The sequence below is a fragment of the Kitasatospora sp. NPDC087314 genome, from assembly GCF_044744365.1.
Taxonomy (GTDB): domain Bacteria; phylum Actinomycetota; class Actinomycetes; order Streptomycetales; family Streptomycetaceae; genus Kitasatospora.
Genome location: NZ_JBIUYE010000020.1, coordinates 150,149 through 166,168, shown reverse-complemented (window position 1 = coordinate 166,168; position 16,020 = coordinate 150,149). Strand labels below are relative to the sequence as shown.

Sequence of the window (16,020 nt, the reverse complement as noted above, 5' to 3'; positions counted from 1 at the left end):
ATGGCCCGCTTCGTCCTGACCCGCCGTTCGCCGCTGCTCCCGGCCGTCTGCTGGGAGCGGCTGACCGCCTGGCCCCGGCACGGCGAGCGGGTGCCGTTCACCCGGGTCTCGGTGGCCCGGGGCACCGGCCGGCGGGCGGGGGACGTCATCCTGGCCCGGACCGCCATCGGGCCGTTCCGGTTCGACGACCCGATGGAGCTCGTCGAGCTGACCGCCCCGGCGGCCGGGCGCGACGGGCTGTGCCGCCTGGAGAAGCGGGGCCGGCCGGTCCTCGGCTGGGCCGAACTCCGGGTGCGCGCCCCGGACGGCGCGGCCGTCGGGACCGAGGTGAGCTGGACGGAGGAGATCCGGATCGCGGGCCTGCCGGGGTTCTTCGACCCGGTCGTGGCCCGCGCCGGACGGCTGGTCTTCGGCCGGGTGCTGGACCGCCTCCTGGGCCCGGGACCGCCTACGCCGTGACGCCGCACCAGGCCCGGTACTGCTGGCGGACGTACCCGCGCGGGTCGTCGTCGGCCGTGACCCGGTCGTGCTCCGCGAGCTGGTGGGCCGTCAGGACGGCCCCGGCCACCTGCTCCGGATCGGCGTCGCCGCCCCGGAGCGCGACCCGGTCGCACATCGCGGCCCGGCGCAGCAGGAACTCGCGGCGCAGCCGGGGCGGGGCCGTGGCGATCCGGCGCTGCGCGTCGAGGTGCCGGCGCTCGTCCTCGATGCCCGGGGCGTCGGCGTAGGCCTGCCCGGGCGCGGGGACGGGGCCGGCCGGCACCCGCGGGGCGGGCTGGTCCGGGAGCGGTGGCAGGCCGTGGGCGGCGAGGACGGCGTCGGCGAACTCGGGCCGGTCGACGGGCAGGCCCCGCCGCCCGAACAGGGCGAACAGCTCGGCGAGGGCACGGGGTTCGGTGCCGCGCGGCCGGGCGTCCCCGGTGACCGGGAGTCGGCCCAGGAACGGCCCCCAGTGCCGCCCGCGCGGCTCGGCCAGGCGTAGCCGCAGGGTGAGCCGGTGCGCACCGGTCTCGGCCTCCTCGTCGAACTCCATGGCCAGGCCCCGGATCTCCGGCCAGCCGTAGCCGCGCCGGACCAACAGCCGTACCAGGGTGAGGCCGGTGTCGTCCGCCTGGAGCCAACAGCTGCGCGGTCCGCCGAGGGCCGCAGCCGCGACGATCGCGGCGGCGACCAGCAGGCACCCCCCGGTGCCGACGGCGCCGGTCTCGCCGAGTGCGATCACGGTCACCAGGGCCAGCACGCAGCCGAGGCCGACGGCGTCCCCCCGCCGCCGCATGAACGCCAGCCGTACCGTGGTCATCCCGCTCCCCCTTCCGGTGCGCGCTCCCACGATCCCCACCCGCCCGCCGCCCGGGCAAGCACCGGCCAGCACCTGTGACGGCCCTGTGACACCCGCCGGTGGCCCTCGGGGTCCTCAAAGGCTGTGTCCGAGCCCCTAGTTTGGGTAGTCCGAGAAGCTGTTGCCGTATCGATCACGGGAACTGCCGCTCAAACAGGAGTCCTGTCCGTGGCGCTGGCACAGACGGGGCGGGTGCGGGCGGCATAGGAGCGGGCGGCCACAACGAGGCCGATGCCCAGACCGGCGAACGCCAGGCCGCCGAACTCGACCATCCAGGTGATCCCCGAGCTGGTGGTGAACGGCGGGGACGGCTTGCTCCTGGGCAGCACGCCGACGGCCATGAGCGGGGCCATGACGGTGAGGACGGCCCCGTACATCGTCAGCGGGATGCCGGTCAGCCAGGCCGGGATCAACGGCAGCAGGCGCGGGACCCGTCGTCCGGACAGGAACAGCGTCCAGCGGGGGAACACCTGCCCCCACGCGTACAGCAACCCCAGCAGCAGGAAGACCCCGACCATCGCGGCCAGCACGGTCACGTCGATCCCCGCCGCCGCGGCCGCCTTCGACGGCCCCGACGCGCCGACGCTCGTCGTCCTCTGCCAGTCATCACCCGCGACGCCGAGCGCGTTGCCGCCCAGCGTCCAGATGGTCTTGGCTCCCGCCCACGGCAGAAGTCCGCCCATGAGCAGGTACACCGCGACGCGGGTCCGCCTCGGGGCTCGGGAGGCGGCCGGGTGGGCAAACGGGCCGTCGGCTGCGCCGGCGTGCGGCCGCCCGCATCGCGGGCAGTCTCCGCGCAGCCGTCGGCGGTACGACAAACCGACAAGGAGCAGGACGGCGGCACCGGCCGTGTTCAGCAGCACCTGGGCCAGCCCGGTGGCGCTCTCGACCCCCGAGAGCGTCGCAATCGTCACGAAATAGATCGGCAGCCCGGCCATTCCCACGACGAACACCGGGAGCGCCACGATCAGCGCCGTCGTCACCGCAACCCGGCCGAGCTCGGCGAGAGTTCGGGTGCTGGCCAGGCAGGCACCGCCGGCCAGGAGCGCGAGGGCCGCCAGGAAGAGCTGGACCCCCGGCGCGTACGCGGAGTGCTCCTTCCATTGCACGGTGGTGCCCGTCACCGCCCAGGTGACCTCGACAGCGGCGTACAACACGCCCCACACCGCAGCGACCATGGGCGCCCACACAGGCCACCGCCGCCACCACAACACCCGCCCCGGGCTTACGGTCGGCGGCTTAGGAACGCCACCTACCTCCAAGTTCGCAGGAACAGCCACTGTGACCCCCGTATCTCCGGATTGCCGACGCTCCAAGACTCCGCGTCACCCGCGCTGATCACATCCGTCCCACGGATCATCGGCCTCCCCCGCGCGGGGGAGGCCGGATCGTGCGTGTCAGCCCGGCCGCAGGATTACGGTGCGGTGCGCCGACCCGCGCGCATTGCGGCGAGCCGGGTGCCGAGCAGGTGGATGCCGTTGCCGGCCAGCTGGTTCATCAGGTAGGTCGGGTGGATGTGCTGCCCTGGACGGTTGCCGGTGAAGATCCACGGGCTGCTCTGGTCGGCCGTGATATTGCGTGGGCCCCGGTTCGTGGCGTGCTCGCGGAGCACGTGTCCAAAGGGTTCTGGAACCGGGACCGGTCCGTGGGGGCCGAGGGTGATGCGCACTTCCTCGCTGCTGATGTCGAGGTCGTTCATGGTGAGGGCGGCTCGCATCTTCTACGATTCACGATGCTCGGGGTGTGAAGACCGGCACTCACCGCCCCCGCATGCTGCGGACCAGGGTGCGGGCGGCCTGCGGCCAGTGGGGGTGGTCGAAGGTGAAACCCGCGTCGAGCAGGCGGGTCGGGGTGACGCGGCGGCTCTTGAGGAGCAGTTCGGTCTCGGAGCGGAGGGTGAAGGCGCCGACTTCGGCCATCCAGCGGGTCGCGGGCAGGGCGAGCGGCATGCCCCAGGCGGCGCGCAGGGCGCGCATGAAGTCTCGCTGGGGCAGCGGGTCCGGGGCCGCGAGGTTGACCGGGCCGGTCAGGCCGTCGTGGGCGATCAGGAACTCGACGGCGCGGACGAAGTCGCGGGCGTGGATCCAGGACACGTACTGCCCGCCGCCCGCGATCGGGCCGCCGACGCCGAGCCGGGCCAGCCAGGACAGGGCGTCGAAGGCACCACCGCGTTCGGGGCCGAGCACGATCGCGGTGCGCAGCGCGACCTTGCGGGTGTCCGGGGTGTCGGCCTGCGCCTGGGCCTCCTCCCAGGCGCGGGCGAGGTCGACGCTGTAGCGCCAGGAGGCCGGGGCGTCGGGCTCGCCGCCGCCGAGCAGGCCGTCGCGCTCGTCGTTGGGTGCGTCGTGGCGGTGGGCGTAGACGGTGGCGGTGCTCATCTGCAGCCAGACGGCGGGCGGGCGCCGGGCGGTGGCGACGGCCTCGCCGAGGATCCGGGTGGAGTCGATCCGGGAGTCCCACATGGCACGCCGGTTCTCGTCGGTGTAGCGGCAGTTGACGCTGCGCCCGGCGAGGTTGACGACCGCGTCGGCGCCGTCCAGCTCCGCCGCCCAGCGGCCGAGGGTCCGGCCGTCCCAGCCGATCTCGCGCGGGCGCCGGGGCCGACGGGTGAGGACGACGACCTGGTGGCCGGCGGCGGTCAGGATGCGGTCGAGCAGCGTGCCAAGGGCCCCGGACCCGCCGGGTATGACGATCCTCATGAGTTCCCCCCTATGTCCTCATGTCCGGCTCCGAGCGTAGCGCACAGAGTTGAACGCGTTCAAAGTAGGGCTGGGGGTGGGCGTGACACCGCACTGAAACCGGGGTGAAGGCGGGCTCCGGCAGTGGATCTCGGGCCGGGCGGGATCACGCCCAGCCTGGCGGTGCGGCGCGGTGCGGTGCGTCCACCTTCGCTTGCCGATGACGGCGCTGCGGCGCCGGGGCCACACCGGATTCCAGCGGCGTGGCCCCGGGCCCGGTGGGCCGAGCGAACCGTCCCGTCAGGGGAGTTGTACCGGGGTGAAGGTGCCGGCCGGGGTGCCGGCGAGGGCGCCGTCCATGGCGTCGCGCCAGATCGGGCCGGCCAGGGTGCCGCCGAAGGCCTGGCCCACGACCGTGCCGCCGATGCGCTGGCCGTCCAGGGGCTTGGGGTTGTCGGTGTCACTGACGACGGTGGCGCCGGCCATCTCGGGGGTGTAGCCGACGAACCAGACCTGGCGGCTCGCGTCGGTGGTACCGGTCTTGCCGGCGCTGTCGCGGCTGGTGAGGCCGGCGGTCTGGCCGGTGCCGTCCTCGACGACGCCCTTGAGCATCGCGGTGACGGTGTCGGCGGTGGTGGGTGACATCACGGCGGAGCAGTTCGCCTGCGGCACCGCCAGTTGCCTGCCGTCGGGGCCGGTCACCGAGGCGACGGCGGTCGGCGCGCAATAGGTGCCGTGGGCGGCGAAGGCCGCGTAGACGCCCGCCATCTCCAGCGGGGTCAGGTCGTTGCTGCCGAGCGTCATCGACGGGACGACCTGGAGCTTCTCGCCGCCCGCCTGCTCGGTGATGCCGAGCTTGTTGGTCATCTGGGCGACGTGGCACAGCCCGGCGTCGGCCTCCAGCTTCGCGAAGTAGGTGTTGACCGACTGTGCCATGGCCGTCTTCATGTCGAACTGGCCGGTGAGGCTCTGGCTGTCGTTGTGCACCTGCCCGGAGGAGGGGAACCGGCCGCCCGAGCAGTCCGTCATCGCCGGCCACGGGATGCCGTAGTCGGTGGTGTAGCTCTGGCCCGGCGAGATCCCGCTCTCCAGGGCCGCCGCGGCGACGATCGGCTTGAACGTCGAGCCGGTCGGGAAGCCGAGCCCGCCGCCCATGGCCTTGCCGACGTTGTAGTTGATCTGGGTCTGATGCTGCTTGTCGTCGACGCCGTACGGGCGGCTCTGACCCATCGCGAGGATCCTGCCGGTGCCCGGCTCGACGATGCTCATCGCGGTCGCGGCCTGGTCGCCGGCGTTCACGTGGCCGGTGACGGAGGCGTAGAGCGACGCCTGGGTCTTGGGGTCGAGCGTGGTGTGGATCTGCAGGCCGCCGCGCTTCCACACCGCCTGCCGTTCGGCCGCGGACTTGCCGAAGGCCGGATCGGTGAGCACCACCTGGCGCACGTAGTCGCAGAAGAAGCCCTCCCCCTGCTTGGCCAGGATGCAGCCCTGCTGCGGCGCCTGGACGTTCAGTCCCAGCGGGGTCGCGATGGCCTGCTGGGCCTGCTCCTTGGTGATGTGCCCGTACTCGGCCATCTTGCGCAGCACGGTGTCGCGCCGGTCCTTCGCCGCGGTCGGGTTGACCGTCGGGTCGTAGCCGGTGGGCGACTGCACCAGGCCGGCCAGCATCGCGGCCTGCGGCAGGGTGAGGTCCTTGGCGTGCACGCCGAAGTAGCGCCGCGCGGCCGACTCGATGCCGTAGGCCTTCTCGCCGAAGAAGGTGATGTTCAGGTAGTTGGTGAGGATCTGGTCCTTGCTCAGGGTCTCCTCGACCTTGATCGCGTACTTCAGCTCCTGGATCTTGCGGCCGACCGTCTGCCGCTGCGCCTCCGCCACCTTCTTCGGGTCGTCGCCCGCCTCGTCGACGAAGACGTTCTTCACGTACTGCTGCGTCAGGGTGGACGCGCCCTGCGCGGTGCCGCCCGAGGTGGCGTTCTTGTCCAGGGCGCGCAGCACGCCCTTGAGGTCGATCGCGCCGTGTTCGTAGAAGCGGTTGTCCTCGACGTCCACGAGTGCGGTCTTCATCAGCGGGGAGATCTGGTCCGCCGGGACCACGGTCCGGTCGCGGTCGTACACCGTGGCGATCGTGCCGCCCTGCGCGTCGAGGATCGTCGAGGCCTGCGACAGCGGCGGCGTCTTGAAGTCGTCGGGCAGGCTCTGGAAGTCGTCGGCCGCCGACTGGGCGCCGAGCCCGGCGGCGGCCACCGCGGGCAGGGCTATTCCCGCCGCCACGATCCCGGCGATCACGCTCACCCCGATCAGCCGCGTCCCGTGCCCCAGTTTCCGCATACCCGTCGCCTCCCGCTTCTCCGCCATGACGTGCGCGACCCTACGTGCACGTCATGAGGAACTCCTTGGGAATTCGTCCCCGCCGTGTCACAGCCGCGTGAGAAGCTGTCAAACCCACCTCGAGATGATCTCGAAGCCTGGATCCGCCGACCGGGGTCGCTTCCACGACGCCCTGGACATGGCGCAGGCGGCGCGGGAACTGCGGACCGGGGGCAGCAGTCGTGAGAGTCCGTAGTGGAAGCGGTTGTCGAAGGAGTCCGTGACCCTGCTCGCCCACCGCGACGGGGGCCGCCTGATCCGGACGGCAACCGGATCTCACTGCGCCAGCGCGCCACCTGGCAGAACCGTGGCGATGGCTGACCGTTCGTGGACTCGGTGTGGCTGGCACCGTCCGGCGCCGGCCACACCGGGCTCGAACGATGAGTGCGATAGGCGCGCCGGTGTTGAACACAGACCCTGACCCTGACGGACGAGGTGCTCCAGCATGCCGATGACGATCGACTCGGTGATCGCACGACCGCGCGTCGACGACCTGGAAGCGGCCATCCCTTTCTACGAGCGGCTGACCGGCCAGGCGGCCGGCCGCTTCGACTTCGGCAGTTTGCGCCTGGCGAGTGCTGGGCCCTTCCTTCTGTTCTGCGGTCCGGACGAGGCAGTGCAGAGGGTCGCCGGAGTGGGTGCCACTCTGGCGGTCGCAGATCTGGCCGCTGCCGTCGAGGAAGGGATTGCAGCCGGTGCCACCGTGGTGATGCCGGCGCTGCCCTCCTCCTTGCGCTGACCCAACACCACCGCACGCCCCCGACGTCCTGGCCGCCCAACGTAGGGAACGCGTTCACATCCGCAGCGAGAAGGGCATGCGCTGGACAGACCCGACCCCCTCCTCACCGCGTGATCAACCAACCCGGCGAACGTATGCGGTCACAGCGCTAGTTGTGCGGGTGGCCGAGCCAGCGGGTCGCGGCCTGCTGGAACGCGTTGGAGTCGGCGTGATCGTCCGCCCACGCCACGATGCCATCCGGGCGGATGAACAGGGCGGTGAGTCCGAGGTCGTCGTGTACCGGTCCGGCCGCGTAGTGAATCCGGCCCTGCCAGCCCTTGGCCGCGGTCTGGAGCGCGCGGTCGTGGCTGAAGTCGAGGAGCACGCCCTGTCCCTGGCGCAGTAGTTCGCCGAGGCGGGTGCCGTCGGTGAAGCGGAAGTCGGGGGCGCTGCGGCCGACGAGCGGCTGTTCGCTGCCCAGGTCGTAGCGGTTGAACAGTCCCGAGGTTTGTCGGTACACGTGGGTGACACCGTCGGGGGTGCTCATCAGGTCGAGGATGAGCTTGCGTAGGGCGGGGGCGTTGGAGCCCGGCTTCATGGTGGCGACCTGGGCGCGAGACCAGTCGAGGATGGCGGCGCCGACGGGGTGGCGCTCGTCGGCGTAAGTGTCGAGCAGGCCCTCGGGCGCCGTGCCGTGCACGGTCGCGGCGAGCTTCCAGCCGAGGTTGACGGCGTCACCGATGCCGAGGTTGAGGCCCTGGCCGCCAAGCGGTGAGTGGATGTGCGCGGCGTCACCGGCGAGTAGGGCGCGGCCCTTCCTGTAGCTGGTCACCTGCATCGCACGGTCGGTGAAGCTGGAGGCCAGCTCGACGCCGGTCAGCGTCACATCGGTGCCGGAGATGCGGCGCAGGACTGCTTGGAGGTGCTCGCGGGTCAGCGGCTGAGAGCGGTCGAAAGTGCCGCCGTCGAAGTCGTTCATGCCCAGGTACCCCTCGAAGGGCGTACGCAGATACATGCCGGTCGGCGTCAGGTTGAAGCCGAGGGGCAGCTGTTCGGGGTCGGCGAAGGTGACCTTGGCGACGTAGCCGGTGAACAGCGGGTCGGTGCCCACGAAGTCGAAGCCGACGAGTTCGCGCACCGTGCTGCGCCCGCCGTCGCAGCCCACTAGCCAGCGCCCCCGGTACTCCTGCCCGCCGGTGGTGGCGGTGACGCCGTCGTCGTCCTGGGACACGGCGGTGACCCGGACGCCCCGGATGATCTCGACGCCGAGCGTGGCGGCCCGCTGGGCCAGCACCGTGGAGACGGCTTCCAGGCTCGTCATGAAGCCTCCCATCGCCGGGCTGGGCAGCCTGAACGGGAGAGCGTCTGCGTCGATGCCGCCCGCGTCCAGGCCCATGCCCGCGAAGTGGGAGACGTCGCGGGGAGTGGGTGCCTCGACAGCGTCGGGGTCTGCGCCGACCTCCTTGGCGTCGGCGCCGGAGGCGTCCAGCATCGCGTCCAGCAGGCCGCGGCGGTGGAACGTCTCGGCCGAGCCGGCGTTGAGGCCGCGCATCCCGAGCGGGAGCGCCTTCAGCGGCGAGGTGGGTTCCTGGTCGCGCTCGAGGACCAGGACCGAGCAACCGGACAGGGCCAGTTCGCCGGCCAGTAACAGGCCGACCGGGCCGCCGCCCACGATCACTACGTCGCGCATGGGAGATTTCCCTTCAAGGAATGATCAATGGCGGACCCGGCCGGGTGCGGCCGGTCAGCGCAGGTAGGTGAGGCCGTCGAGGACGACGGCGATGCCGGTGAGGAACTGCTCGCGGTCGTCGTGCTCCCTCATCTGGCCGACGATGGCGTGCATGAACGGGTAGGACTCGGCATCAAGGTCCTGCCACGCCTGCGACATCGCCTCGAAGAACTCCTCGCGGTCCGCCTCGGGGTCGATGCCCGAGGTGTCCCCTTCGACGCGGGCGTTCTGGCTGACCGCGCCGAGGATGTAGTGGACGAGCGTCGAGGTTGCGTCGAACCAGCGGGCCTGCGGGACGCCCAGGGCGCCCACCTGCTGGCCGAGCCTCTCGAAGATCCCCACCGTCACCGGGCCGGCAGGGTTGCGGATGATCTGGAGGGTCAGCCGCGTGGCGAGCCAGTGGTGTTCGGCGATGGCGTCGAACAAGGCCAGGGCGACGGCGCGGATCTCGTCCGCGGGGGCCGCCGCGGCACCGGCGGGCCGGGTGGCCAGGGCGGCGGTGATGACGGTTTCCGTCGACGCGTCCAGCAGCTCGTCCCGGTTGCCGACGTGGTAGTAGATCGCCCCTGACCCGGTGGCCAGGCGATCGGTCATCGCCCGGACGGTCAGAGTCCCCTCGCCGCCGGTATCGAGAAGGTCGATCGCGGTGGCGATGATCTGCTCCCGGGAGAGCACCTGGTTACGCCGCCGAGTGCGGCGTGCTCGTGTTGGCATGTCCCGAATATGACACATTTGGAGCGGCACGCCAACTTAGAGCCCTGGACCATCTTGGAGTATCGTTCCACTTTAGGACAGTGCACCAATCGGGTCGGCGGGCCACGCCGCTCCCGCTCATCACGGAGGCTCGATGCACCCCGTCACGATCATCGGCGCCGGGCTCGGCGGACTCACGCTGGCCCGCGTCCTGCACCTGCACGGCATCCCCGCCGTGGTCTACGAGGCGGAAGCCTCACCCGCGGCCCGTACACAGGGCGGCATGCTCGACATCCACGACTACAACGGCCAGCGCGCCCTGGAGGCGGCCGGTCTGCTGGACGCCTTCCGCGACATCGTCCTGGAGGGCCGCCAGGCGATGCGCGCACTGGGACAGGACGGCACCGTCCTGTTCGAGAAGGCCGACGACGGAACCGGCGGCCGGCCGGAGGCGCTGCGTGCGGACCTGCGCCGGATGCTGCTCGACGCGCTGCCCGCAGGCACGGTCCGCTGGGGGTGCAAGGCCACTGGGGCCCGCGCTCTGGGTGGTGGCCGGCACGAGGTGACCTTCACTGACGGCAGCAGCGTGATCACCAGGGTGCTCGTCGGTGCGGACGGCGCGTGGTCGCGGATACGCCCGCTGGTGTCACAGGCGATACCCGCGTACGCCGGGACGTCGTTCGTCGAGACGTACCTGTTCGACGCCGACAGCCGACACCCGGCCGCCGCAGGGGCGGTCGGCAGCGGCTCGATGTTCGCCCCCGCAGGGGACCGGGCCATCACCGCCCACCGCGAACGCGGCGACACCCTGCACGCCTATATCTCGCTCACCCGCCCGCTCACATGGTTCGACCGGATCGACTTCTCCGACCCGGCCGCAGCCACAGCATGCGTCGCCGCCGAGTTCGAGGGCTGGGCCCCCGAACTCACCGCTCTGATCCGCGACACCGACACCCCGCCCGTCCTGCGCCCGCACTACGCCCTGCCCGAGGGGCACCAATGGGAGCGCACGCCCGGGGTGACCCTCATCGGCGACGCCGCCCACCTGCTGGCCCCCAACGGCGAAGGCGCCAACTGGGCCATGTACGACGGCGCGGAACTCGGCAAGGCCCTCGCCGCCCGCCCAGGTCACCTCGAAGCCGGCCTCGACGCCTACGAGCAGGAGCTGTTCACCCGCATGAGCCAGGCCGACGACGAAACGGCCAAGCATCTCGAAGAGACCTTCGGCGACACCATCCCCGACAGCCTCCTCGCCCTGATGCCCGACCATCAGCAGGGCCGCTGAACAGGCCACGCAGACCTTCGCCCGACCTGTACCGGATCGACCTCCAGGCGATCCGCCACGTCATCAACGCCCGCGAGCTCGCCCTGCAGGCCGAGGACGGCTTCGGTGCCGAGCGCGTCCGGGCCGCGACCGCGCGCAGTGCGCTGTCCCCTCGTCCGCTCGGTCTGCCTCCGGGCCGGTCTGCCCCGCCGACCGCAGCCCTCCCGGCCAGCCGACGGTGAACCGGCGGTAGCGGCCGGTCAGTCCGCGGCCCGGTCGCAGTGGGTGCCGGGATCAGCGGCGCCCACCGCACGGGCCAGCTCCTCCAGCGTCAGCTCCACCCGGATCAACTGGCACACCGTCGGGTCCATCCTGGCCCCGGTCGAGGCCGAGCGGGACCGGCAGGACGACGACCGCCTCGCCGGTGTCACCCGGATCGGCATCGACGAGGTCTCCTTCGCCAAGGGCCAGAGGTACCTGACCGTGGTGGTCGACCACGACAGCGGCCGACTGCTCCACGTGGCCGAGGGCCGCTCGAAGAAGACCGTCCACGCCTTCTTCGACCTCCTGGGCGCCGCACGCTCCCGGGCGCTGGCCCACGTCTCGGCCGACGGGGGAAGAAGAGCCTGGCCAACCTCGCTCCCCCTCGCCGGCGGGGCGTGGGTCTTTTGCTGCGCTGCTCAGGTACTGAGCAGGCGGTTGAAGAACGAGCGGTAGCGCCGGAGCGCTATGCGCAGTTCCTCGGTCGGTACCTCGTCGCCGCGGTGCCACTGGCCTTCGAGCTCCTGCTTGTGTGCGGCGAAGGTGGTGGCAAGTGCCTGCATCGCTTCGGCGACCAGGGTGTCGGCCGCGTGTACGGCGTTGCGCGGGTCGTCGACGAACTCGCTCTGGATCTTCTGCCACCGGGAGCGGAACTCCTCCTGCTCCGCCCCCAGCAGGGGTTCGCTCTCCTCGGCCGCTTCCGGATCTTCGGCGGGCTCGGATGTCTGGGCGTCACCTTTCTCCCGGTCTTCGCCCACGGACTCCTGCTCGCTGCGCTCTCGCTCGGTGGTGGTGGCTTCCCCGGGGAACGTCGGTGGCGAATCCGCCGAGGGGTCCTGGGCCTGTTCGCCGGTCTCCTGGCGGGCGCCGGCCAGGTCCTGCGTGGACAGACCGCCCTCGCCCGGTTCGGGCGTCTCTTGGCTGTGCATCTCTTTCACTTCCGTTTCGGCCTCCGGCCGACCCGCGGCCGTCGGCAGGATCGACACGTCGGCTCAACTCGCTGGTACCGGCTCATGCCCGGCTGTCCCGTGGCCGGTCGCCGTTGTGGAGCAGCTCCTCGAACAGCGTGCGGTAGTGCACCATCGCACCCCGTAGCTCCTCCGTGGTCGCCTGATGGCGGCTGCTGCGATCGTTGACCTCGTGGGCGGACCGGAAGTGCGTCAGCACGTTCCCGTGTTCGACGGAGAGGTCCTTGAGTCGCTGCTCGTACCCCTCGGTCGGGTACCCGCGTTCGGTCATGAGCGTGGTCACGAGCCGGTCCGCCTCGTGGACCGCGTCGTCGGGCCGGTCGACGAACCGTTCCTGCACCCGGCCCCAGTCCTGGGCGTACCGCTGCCGGGCGGCCGGCGACAGCGGCTTGATGTCCAGCGCGTCGTGGCGTGCCTCCCGCTCGTGCAGCTCACGGTCGGCCGCCAGACGGCCGTCCTTGGCCTCCGCAGTCCGGTCGTACTCCGGCCCGAAGCGGTCCCGCAGATGGCGGCGGCGTACGACCAACCGCGCCACCAGCGCGCACACGATCAGCAGGACCACGACGGCACCGATGATCACGGCAAGGGTTCCTGTTGTCATTGGGTCCTCCGCTTGTAGCCCACGAACCCCGTCTACTGAACCCCCCGAAGTGCGCTTGCCCCTGGCCTCCGAGCCAAAACACGGACAAACCAGGCCAAACACTCGCCACCTGGTGCCGTCGCCGAAGACCGGCCCCTACTGAGGGCAAACGCCTTCGGCCGTCGCGGCGGCTGCCTCGAAAAGGGGACGCCGACAGGCCGTCGCGCAGGCTGCCGGTGCCGTCCCGTGCAGGGATCCGGTCGGCCCTCGACGTCATCTCCTTCCTGCGCTGTCCGTCCTGCGGTGAGGCGATCGGCGATCACGGCTGGAGGACTACTTGCCTCCGTCAGCGGAGCGAGCGTCGGCCTGAGCGTCGCCGGGCCGAGCGCACGGCGAGGAACACCACGTCGGCGATGAGGAGAAGAACACCGACGGCGAGCAGAAACACCAGCCCATGGACGACGGCACCGATGATGCCAAGGACGATGGCCGCGATGAGCACGAGTAGGAAGCCGACCATGAACGGGAATACCTTCCTCGGCCGGTACGGATGCCAGCAGCGCGGGCTGCCACCCGCCGTGGGTTGTCTGGCCGATAGGCCCGGCCGCAGTGCTCTCAAGCATGCGGATCTTGAACCGCGATACCGGCGGGTTGCGGTCGCGGTGTCGACGACCCACGCCGTCAACGTTGTGGTCACGGATCTGTGTTCTCGTGGTGCGGGCCCTCGGAGGGGCTTCCTACGGCTTCCTCTGGGGCGAAGAGGCTGGTTGTTTCGGTGATCGCGAGCAGACGCTCGACCCGGGTGCTGGCCGCGGTGATCGTGAGGGTGCGGTCGGTGCGGTGCGCGGTGCTACGCAGGCCGAGCAGGAGATTGAGGCCGGTGCTGTCGCAGAAGGTGACGGCGGAGAGGTCCAGGTCGAGCCCGGTGTGGCTGGCGTGCAGCGCGCGTTCGAGGGCTTCGCCGAGACCGCCGGCGACGTCGAGGTTGATCTCTCCGGATACCGTCGCGCTAGCTCGCTTGCCGTCGGTGACCAGCTTGACCAGCAGGCCGTCGGCGATCCACTGGTCCGCGTGCAGCTGTCTGCCGATCGGCGCGGGCGGTGGAGGAGTCGGGGTGGCGGAGCGCGCCACGGGCGGCTTACCGCTCATGGTCTCTTTCTCCTGCCTGGGGGCGTGGGCTGACACCTTCAGCGTCTGCCGAATAGCGGCTCACGTCAACCGATACGTGAACGGTGATTCGCCAATGGCAATACGTGTAACCAGGCTCCTACGATGGAGGTATGGATGGCGAGAAGCCGACGAGCGTGAGGACGCGTTGGACGTTCGTCACCAATCATGCCCGGGTGCTGACCGCGATCGAGCGGGACTCCGGTGTCCGTCTGCGGGACGTCGCAAGGGTGTGCCGGCTGACCGAGCGCGCCGTGCAGTCCATCGTCGCCGACCTGGAGCAGGCCGGATACCTCACCCACACCCGATCCGGGCGCCGCAATCACTACAGTGTCACCTCCGACACCCCGCTCAGGCATCCGGCGGACAACGGTGTGCGGGTGGCAGCCCTGCTCGATGTGCTCGCGCGAGCCCACCCTGGCCTCGACACGAATGCCGACAGCCCCCCGAAAGCCCGCCCGCACAGCGGAGCCGGCCCCGACGCCCCCGGGGCGCCGGCTGTTCAGCCGTCTGACCACCGGCAATGACACGGCGCCCGAAGGTACGGTCGGCACCTGTGCAGTCGGTCAGCGGAGCAGGACGGCCAGCAGTTCGGCCAGCGTCGGGCCACTGTCCGCGGGGTGGCGCAGTTGTTTGCCGTCGATGACGTGGTAGACGTTTGAGCGTCCGACGCGATGGTGGCTGAGATAGCCCTCGGTTTCGAGGTCGGCGATGATTCGCTGGACCGCTCGCTCGGTCAGCAGGCAGCGTGTCGCGATGTCCCGCACCCTGATGCCCGGGTCGCGCGCGATCTGCACCAGGACCCGCGCGTGATTGGTCAGGAACGTCCACTGGTGCCCGGCCGCCGGTTGTTCTTCCACCTCCTCAGGATAGGACGATCCCGATACGCGGGACATGAAATGAGATTCGCGTTTTCCTTTGACGCGAAATGCACGATGCAGACGCGGGCGGTGTGCGGCGGACGCGCTGACGGCCTCGACAAATCTCCGGCCACATGCATGAACCCGCCCGGGCCGGGCACACCCGGCGTTCGGACGTTCCGCTGCGCACGAAAGGGCCGATTCTGATGCTTGTCCTCGCCCTGCTGCTGGCCTTGATCCTGGGTGGTGCCGGCTTCGCCATACACATCCTGTGGTGGATCGCACTGGCCGTCCTGGTGCTCCGGGTCCTCTGCTTCGTCTTCACCGACGGCGGCGCCGGCGGCCGACGGTGGTACCGATGGTGACTTTCCGTCACACTGTCGGAGCCGGGCAAGCGCACGGACCGAACGGCGAACAGCCGACCACTGTGGGCATCGGGAAGGAGCAATGTCAGCGGGGTTCGCCCGGGGTCAGGAAGTCACGCGGGCGCTCGCCAGGCGAGCGCTCAGGTGGCGGCAGGTGGTCGGCCGGGCGAGCGCTCGGGGGCTGATGGCGGGGACGGCCGGAGACCAGTTCCTTCGTCACCCGCGTGGTGGTCGGCGAGTTCGCGCGCCACCACGGCCTCTCCGTCGGCCAGCCGGTCGCGGGCGAGCGGGCAGAGGTGTTCCTCCTCGGCGCGGGTGTGACGCACGAGCTGGTCGGTCACGAGATCGGCCGGCTCCTTGCGCTGCGGGTCTGCGCTGGGCAGGCCGTTCGGTTCGCTGAAGTGGACGAGCACCGACCGGTGGTCGGCGGTGAGCTGCTCCAGCAGGTCTTCGTCGGGGTGCACGGATGTGTTCCGTTCGCCTTTTGCGGTCGTGCTGTCGTGCTGTTGTCCGCCGGCCGCAGTCAGCCTTCGAGCGCGTCGGCGATGCGGTGGAGCACGCCGCCGCTGGACGGACGGCGCGGCGCGGTCTGGCGCATGGCCTGCATCCGCTCGCCGATCTCCTGGAGCTCCTTGCGGCCGAGCGCTGCCCGGACCATCGGGAACCAGGAGTCCTCCTCCTGCTCGATGTGCCGCTCGACCGCGTCGATCAGGACTGCGGTCTTGGCGTCATAGCCCTCGTCGCCGGGGCTCATCCGGCTCAGCTCCTCACAGAGCAGGTCGGCGACGTGGTGCTCCTCCCGGGCGCGGTCCATGGCCTCCGTGAGGCCGGGAACCTCCTGCCGGATTCTGGGGTAGACCAGTTCGTCCTCCAGGTAGGTGTGGACGGTCAGCGCCTCGACGATCCGCTCGACCGTCTCGCGCCGCGCGTCGGCCCCGCCGGCCCCGTCAGCGAACTCACGGTATTCGCGGAACAGGTGGCGGACTTCCTTGTGGTCCTCCCGCAGCAGGACGATGGCATCGTTCGACATT

20 protein-coding genes are annotated in these 16,020 nt (G+C 70.9%); 6 read left to right on the top strand and 14 right to left on the bottom strand.

All coding sequences use genetic code 11. The features are described from left to right. Complete coding sequence (locus tag ACIO5E_RS35180; RefSeq protein ID WP_400675898.1) at positions 1–459, top strand: SRPBCC family protein; 459 nt, start codon at positions 1–3, stop codon at positions 457–459. Here ACIO5E_RS35180 and ACIO5E_RS35175 read toward each other — a convergent pair. From ACIO5E_RS35175 to ACIO5E_RS35155, 5 genes are all read right to left on the bottom strand, one after another. Next, on the bottom strand, positions 449–1,300 hold the full coding sequence (locus tag ACIO5E_RS35175) for a hypothetical protein (protein ID WP_400675896.1): 852 nt from the start codon (positions 1,298–1,300) through the stop codon (positions 449–451). The genes ACIO5E_RS35180 and ACIO5E_RS35175 overlap by 11 nt on opposite strands. Before the next feature lie 188 nt (positions 1,301–1,488). Continuing rightward, a complete protein-coding gene (locus tag ACIO5E_RS35170; RefSeq protein WP_400675894.1) occupies positions 1,489–2,496 on the bottom strand; it encodes a hypothetical protein in 1,008 nt (335 codons plus the stop codon). Positions 2,497–2,753: 257 nt separating this feature from the next. After that, positions 2,754–3,056 (bottom strand): hypothetical protein, encoded by a 303-nt coding sequence (locus ACIO5E_RS35165; protein WP_400675892.1) that lies wholly within the window; start codon positions 3,054–3,056, stop codon positions 2,754–2,756. A gap of 40 nt (positions 3,057–3,096) precedes the next feature. Beyond that, on the bottom strand, positions 3,097–4,038 hold the full coding sequence (locus ACIO5E_RS35160; RefSeq protein ID WP_400675890.1) for a TIGR01777 family oxidoreductase: 942 nt from the start codon (positions 4,036–4,038) through the stop codon (positions 3,097–3,099). 279 nt (positions 4,039–4,317) lie between these two features. Further along, on the bottom strand, positions 4,318–6,372 hold the full coding sequence (locus ACIO5E_RS35155) for a transglycosylase domain-containing protein (protein WP_400675888.1): 2,055 nt from the start codon (positions 6,370–6,372) through the stop codon (positions 4,318–4,320). Positions 6,373–6,829: 457 nt separating this feature from the next. Here ACIO5E_RS35155 and ACIO5E_RS35150 point away from each other — a divergent pair, with 457 nt between their 5' ends. Continuing rightward, complete coding sequence (locus tag ACIO5E_RS35150) at positions 6,830–7,123, top strand: VOC family protein (RefSeq protein ID WP_400675886.1); 294 nt, start codon at positions 6,830–6,832, stop codon at positions 7,121–7,123. A 148-nt stretch (positions 7,124–7,271) separates the two neighbouring features. Here ACIO5E_RS35150 and ACIO5E_RS35145 read toward each other — a convergent pair whose 3' ends face one another. Together ACIO5E_RS35145 and ACIO5E_RS35140 are read right to left on the bottom strand one after the other, a co-directional pair. Beyond that, positions 7,272–8,792 (bottom strand): FAD-dependent oxidoreductase, encoded by a 1,521-nt coding sequence (locus ACIO5E_RS35145; RefSeq protein WP_400675885.1) that lies wholly within the window; start codon positions 8,790–8,792, stop codon positions 7,272–7,274. 54 nt (positions 8,793–8,846) lie between these two features. After that, a complete protein-coding gene (locus tag ACIO5E_RS35140) occupies positions 8,847–9,545 on the bottom strand; it encodes a TetR/AcrR family transcriptional regulator (protein WP_400675883.1) in 699 nt (232 codons plus the stop codon). Positions 9,546–9,678: 133 nt separating this feature from the next. Between ACIO5E_RS35140 and ACIO5E_RS35135 the strand changes: the two genes are divergently transcribed. Together ACIO5E_RS35135 and ACIO5E_RS35130 are read left to right on the top strand one after the other, a co-directional pair. Further along, positions 9,679–10,809: an FAD-dependent oxidoreductase gene (locus ACIO5E_RS35135; protein ID WP_400675881.1), complete on the top strand. Its 1,131-nt coding sequence runs from the start codon at positions 9,679–9,681 to the stop codon at positions 10,807–10,809. Positions 10,810–11,073: 264 nt separating this feature from the next. Next, complete coding sequence (locus ACIO5E_RS35130; RefSeq protein ID WP_400675880.1) at positions 11,074–11,505, top strand: transposase; 432 nt, start codon at positions 11,074–11,076, stop codon at positions 11,503–11,505. Here ACIO5E_RS35130 and ACIO5E_RS35125 read toward each other — a convergent pair. The 4 genes from ACIO5E_RS35125 to ACIO5E_RS35110 all read right to left on the bottom strand — a co-directional run bounded on the left by ACIO5E_RS35125 (position 11,469) and on the right by ACIO5E_RS35110 (position 13,746). Beyond that, positions 11,469–12,035, bottom strand: a complete 567-nt coding sequence (locus ACIO5E_RS35125) for a hypothetical protein (protein WP_400675879.1) — start codon at positions 12,033–12,035, stop codon at positions 11,469–11,471. The genes ACIO5E_RS35130 and ACIO5E_RS35125 overlap by 37 nt on opposite strands. Positions 12,036–12,060: 25 nt before the next feature. Next, a complete protein-coding gene (locus ACIO5E_RS35120; RefSeq protein ID WP_400675877.1) occupies positions 12,061–12,618 on the bottom strand; it encodes a hypothetical protein in 558 nt (185 codons plus the stop codon). A gap of 325 nt (positions 12,619–12,943) precedes the next feature. Then, positions 12,944–13,117: a hypothetical protein gene (locus ACIO5E_RS35115; RefSeq protein ID WP_400675875.1), complete on the bottom strand. Its 174-nt coding sequence runs from the start codon at positions 13,115–13,117 to the stop codon at positions 12,944–12,946. A 173-nt stretch (positions 13,118–13,290) separates the two neighbouring features. Next, complete coding sequence (locus ACIO5E_RS35110; protein ID WP_400675873.1) at positions 13,291–13,746, bottom strand: STAS domain-containing protein; 456 nt, start codon at positions 13,744–13,746, stop codon at positions 13,291–13,293. A 131-nt stretch (positions 13,747–13,877) separates the two neighbouring features. Between ACIO5E_RS35110 and ACIO5E_RS35105 the strand changes: the two genes are divergently transcribed. Further along, positions 13,878–14,291 carry a helix-turn-helix transcriptional regulator gene (locus tag ACIO5E_RS35105; RefSeq protein ID WP_400675871.1) on the top strand — a complete coding sequence of 138 codons (414 nt, stop codon included), beginning with the start codon at positions 13,878–13,880 and terminating at the stop codon, positions 14,289–14,291. 39 nt (positions 14,292–14,330) lie between these two features. On the opposite strand, the gene ACIO5E_RS35100 is transcribed toward ACIO5E_RS35105, so the two are convergent. Continuing rightward, entirely contained in the window at positions 14,331–14,624 is a 294-nt protein-coding gene (locus ACIO5E_RS35100) for a helix-turn-helix transcriptional regulator (protein WP_400675869.1), read from the bottom strand. A gap of 206 nt (positions 14,625–14,830) precedes the next feature. On the opposite strand from ACIO5E_RS35100, the gene ACIO5E_RS35095 reads away from it, so the two are divergent. Next, positions 14,831–14,989, top strand: a complete 159-nt coding sequence (locus ACIO5E_RS35095) for a hydrophobic protein (protein WP_400675867.1) — start codon at positions 14,831–14,833, stop codon at positions 14,987–14,989. Positions 14,990–15,129: 140 nt separating this feature from the next. Here ACIO5E_RS35095 and ACIO5E_RS35090 read toward each other — a convergent pair whose 3' ends face one another. Then, positions 15,130–15,453 carry a hemerythrin domain-containing protein gene (locus ACIO5E_RS35090; RefSeq protein WP_400675865.1) on the bottom strand — a complete coding sequence of 108 codons (324 nt, stop codon included), beginning with the start codon at positions 15,451–15,453 and terminating at the stop codon, positions 15,130–15,132. Between the two features lie 59 nt (positions 15,454–15,512). Further along, positions 15,513–16,019, bottom strand: a complete 507-nt coding sequence (locus ACIO5E_RS35085; RefSeq protein ID WP_400675863.1) for a hemerythrin domain-containing protein — start codon at positions 16,017–16,019, stop codon at positions 15,513–15,515. Between the last annotated feature and the right edge of the window lies 1 nt (position 16,020).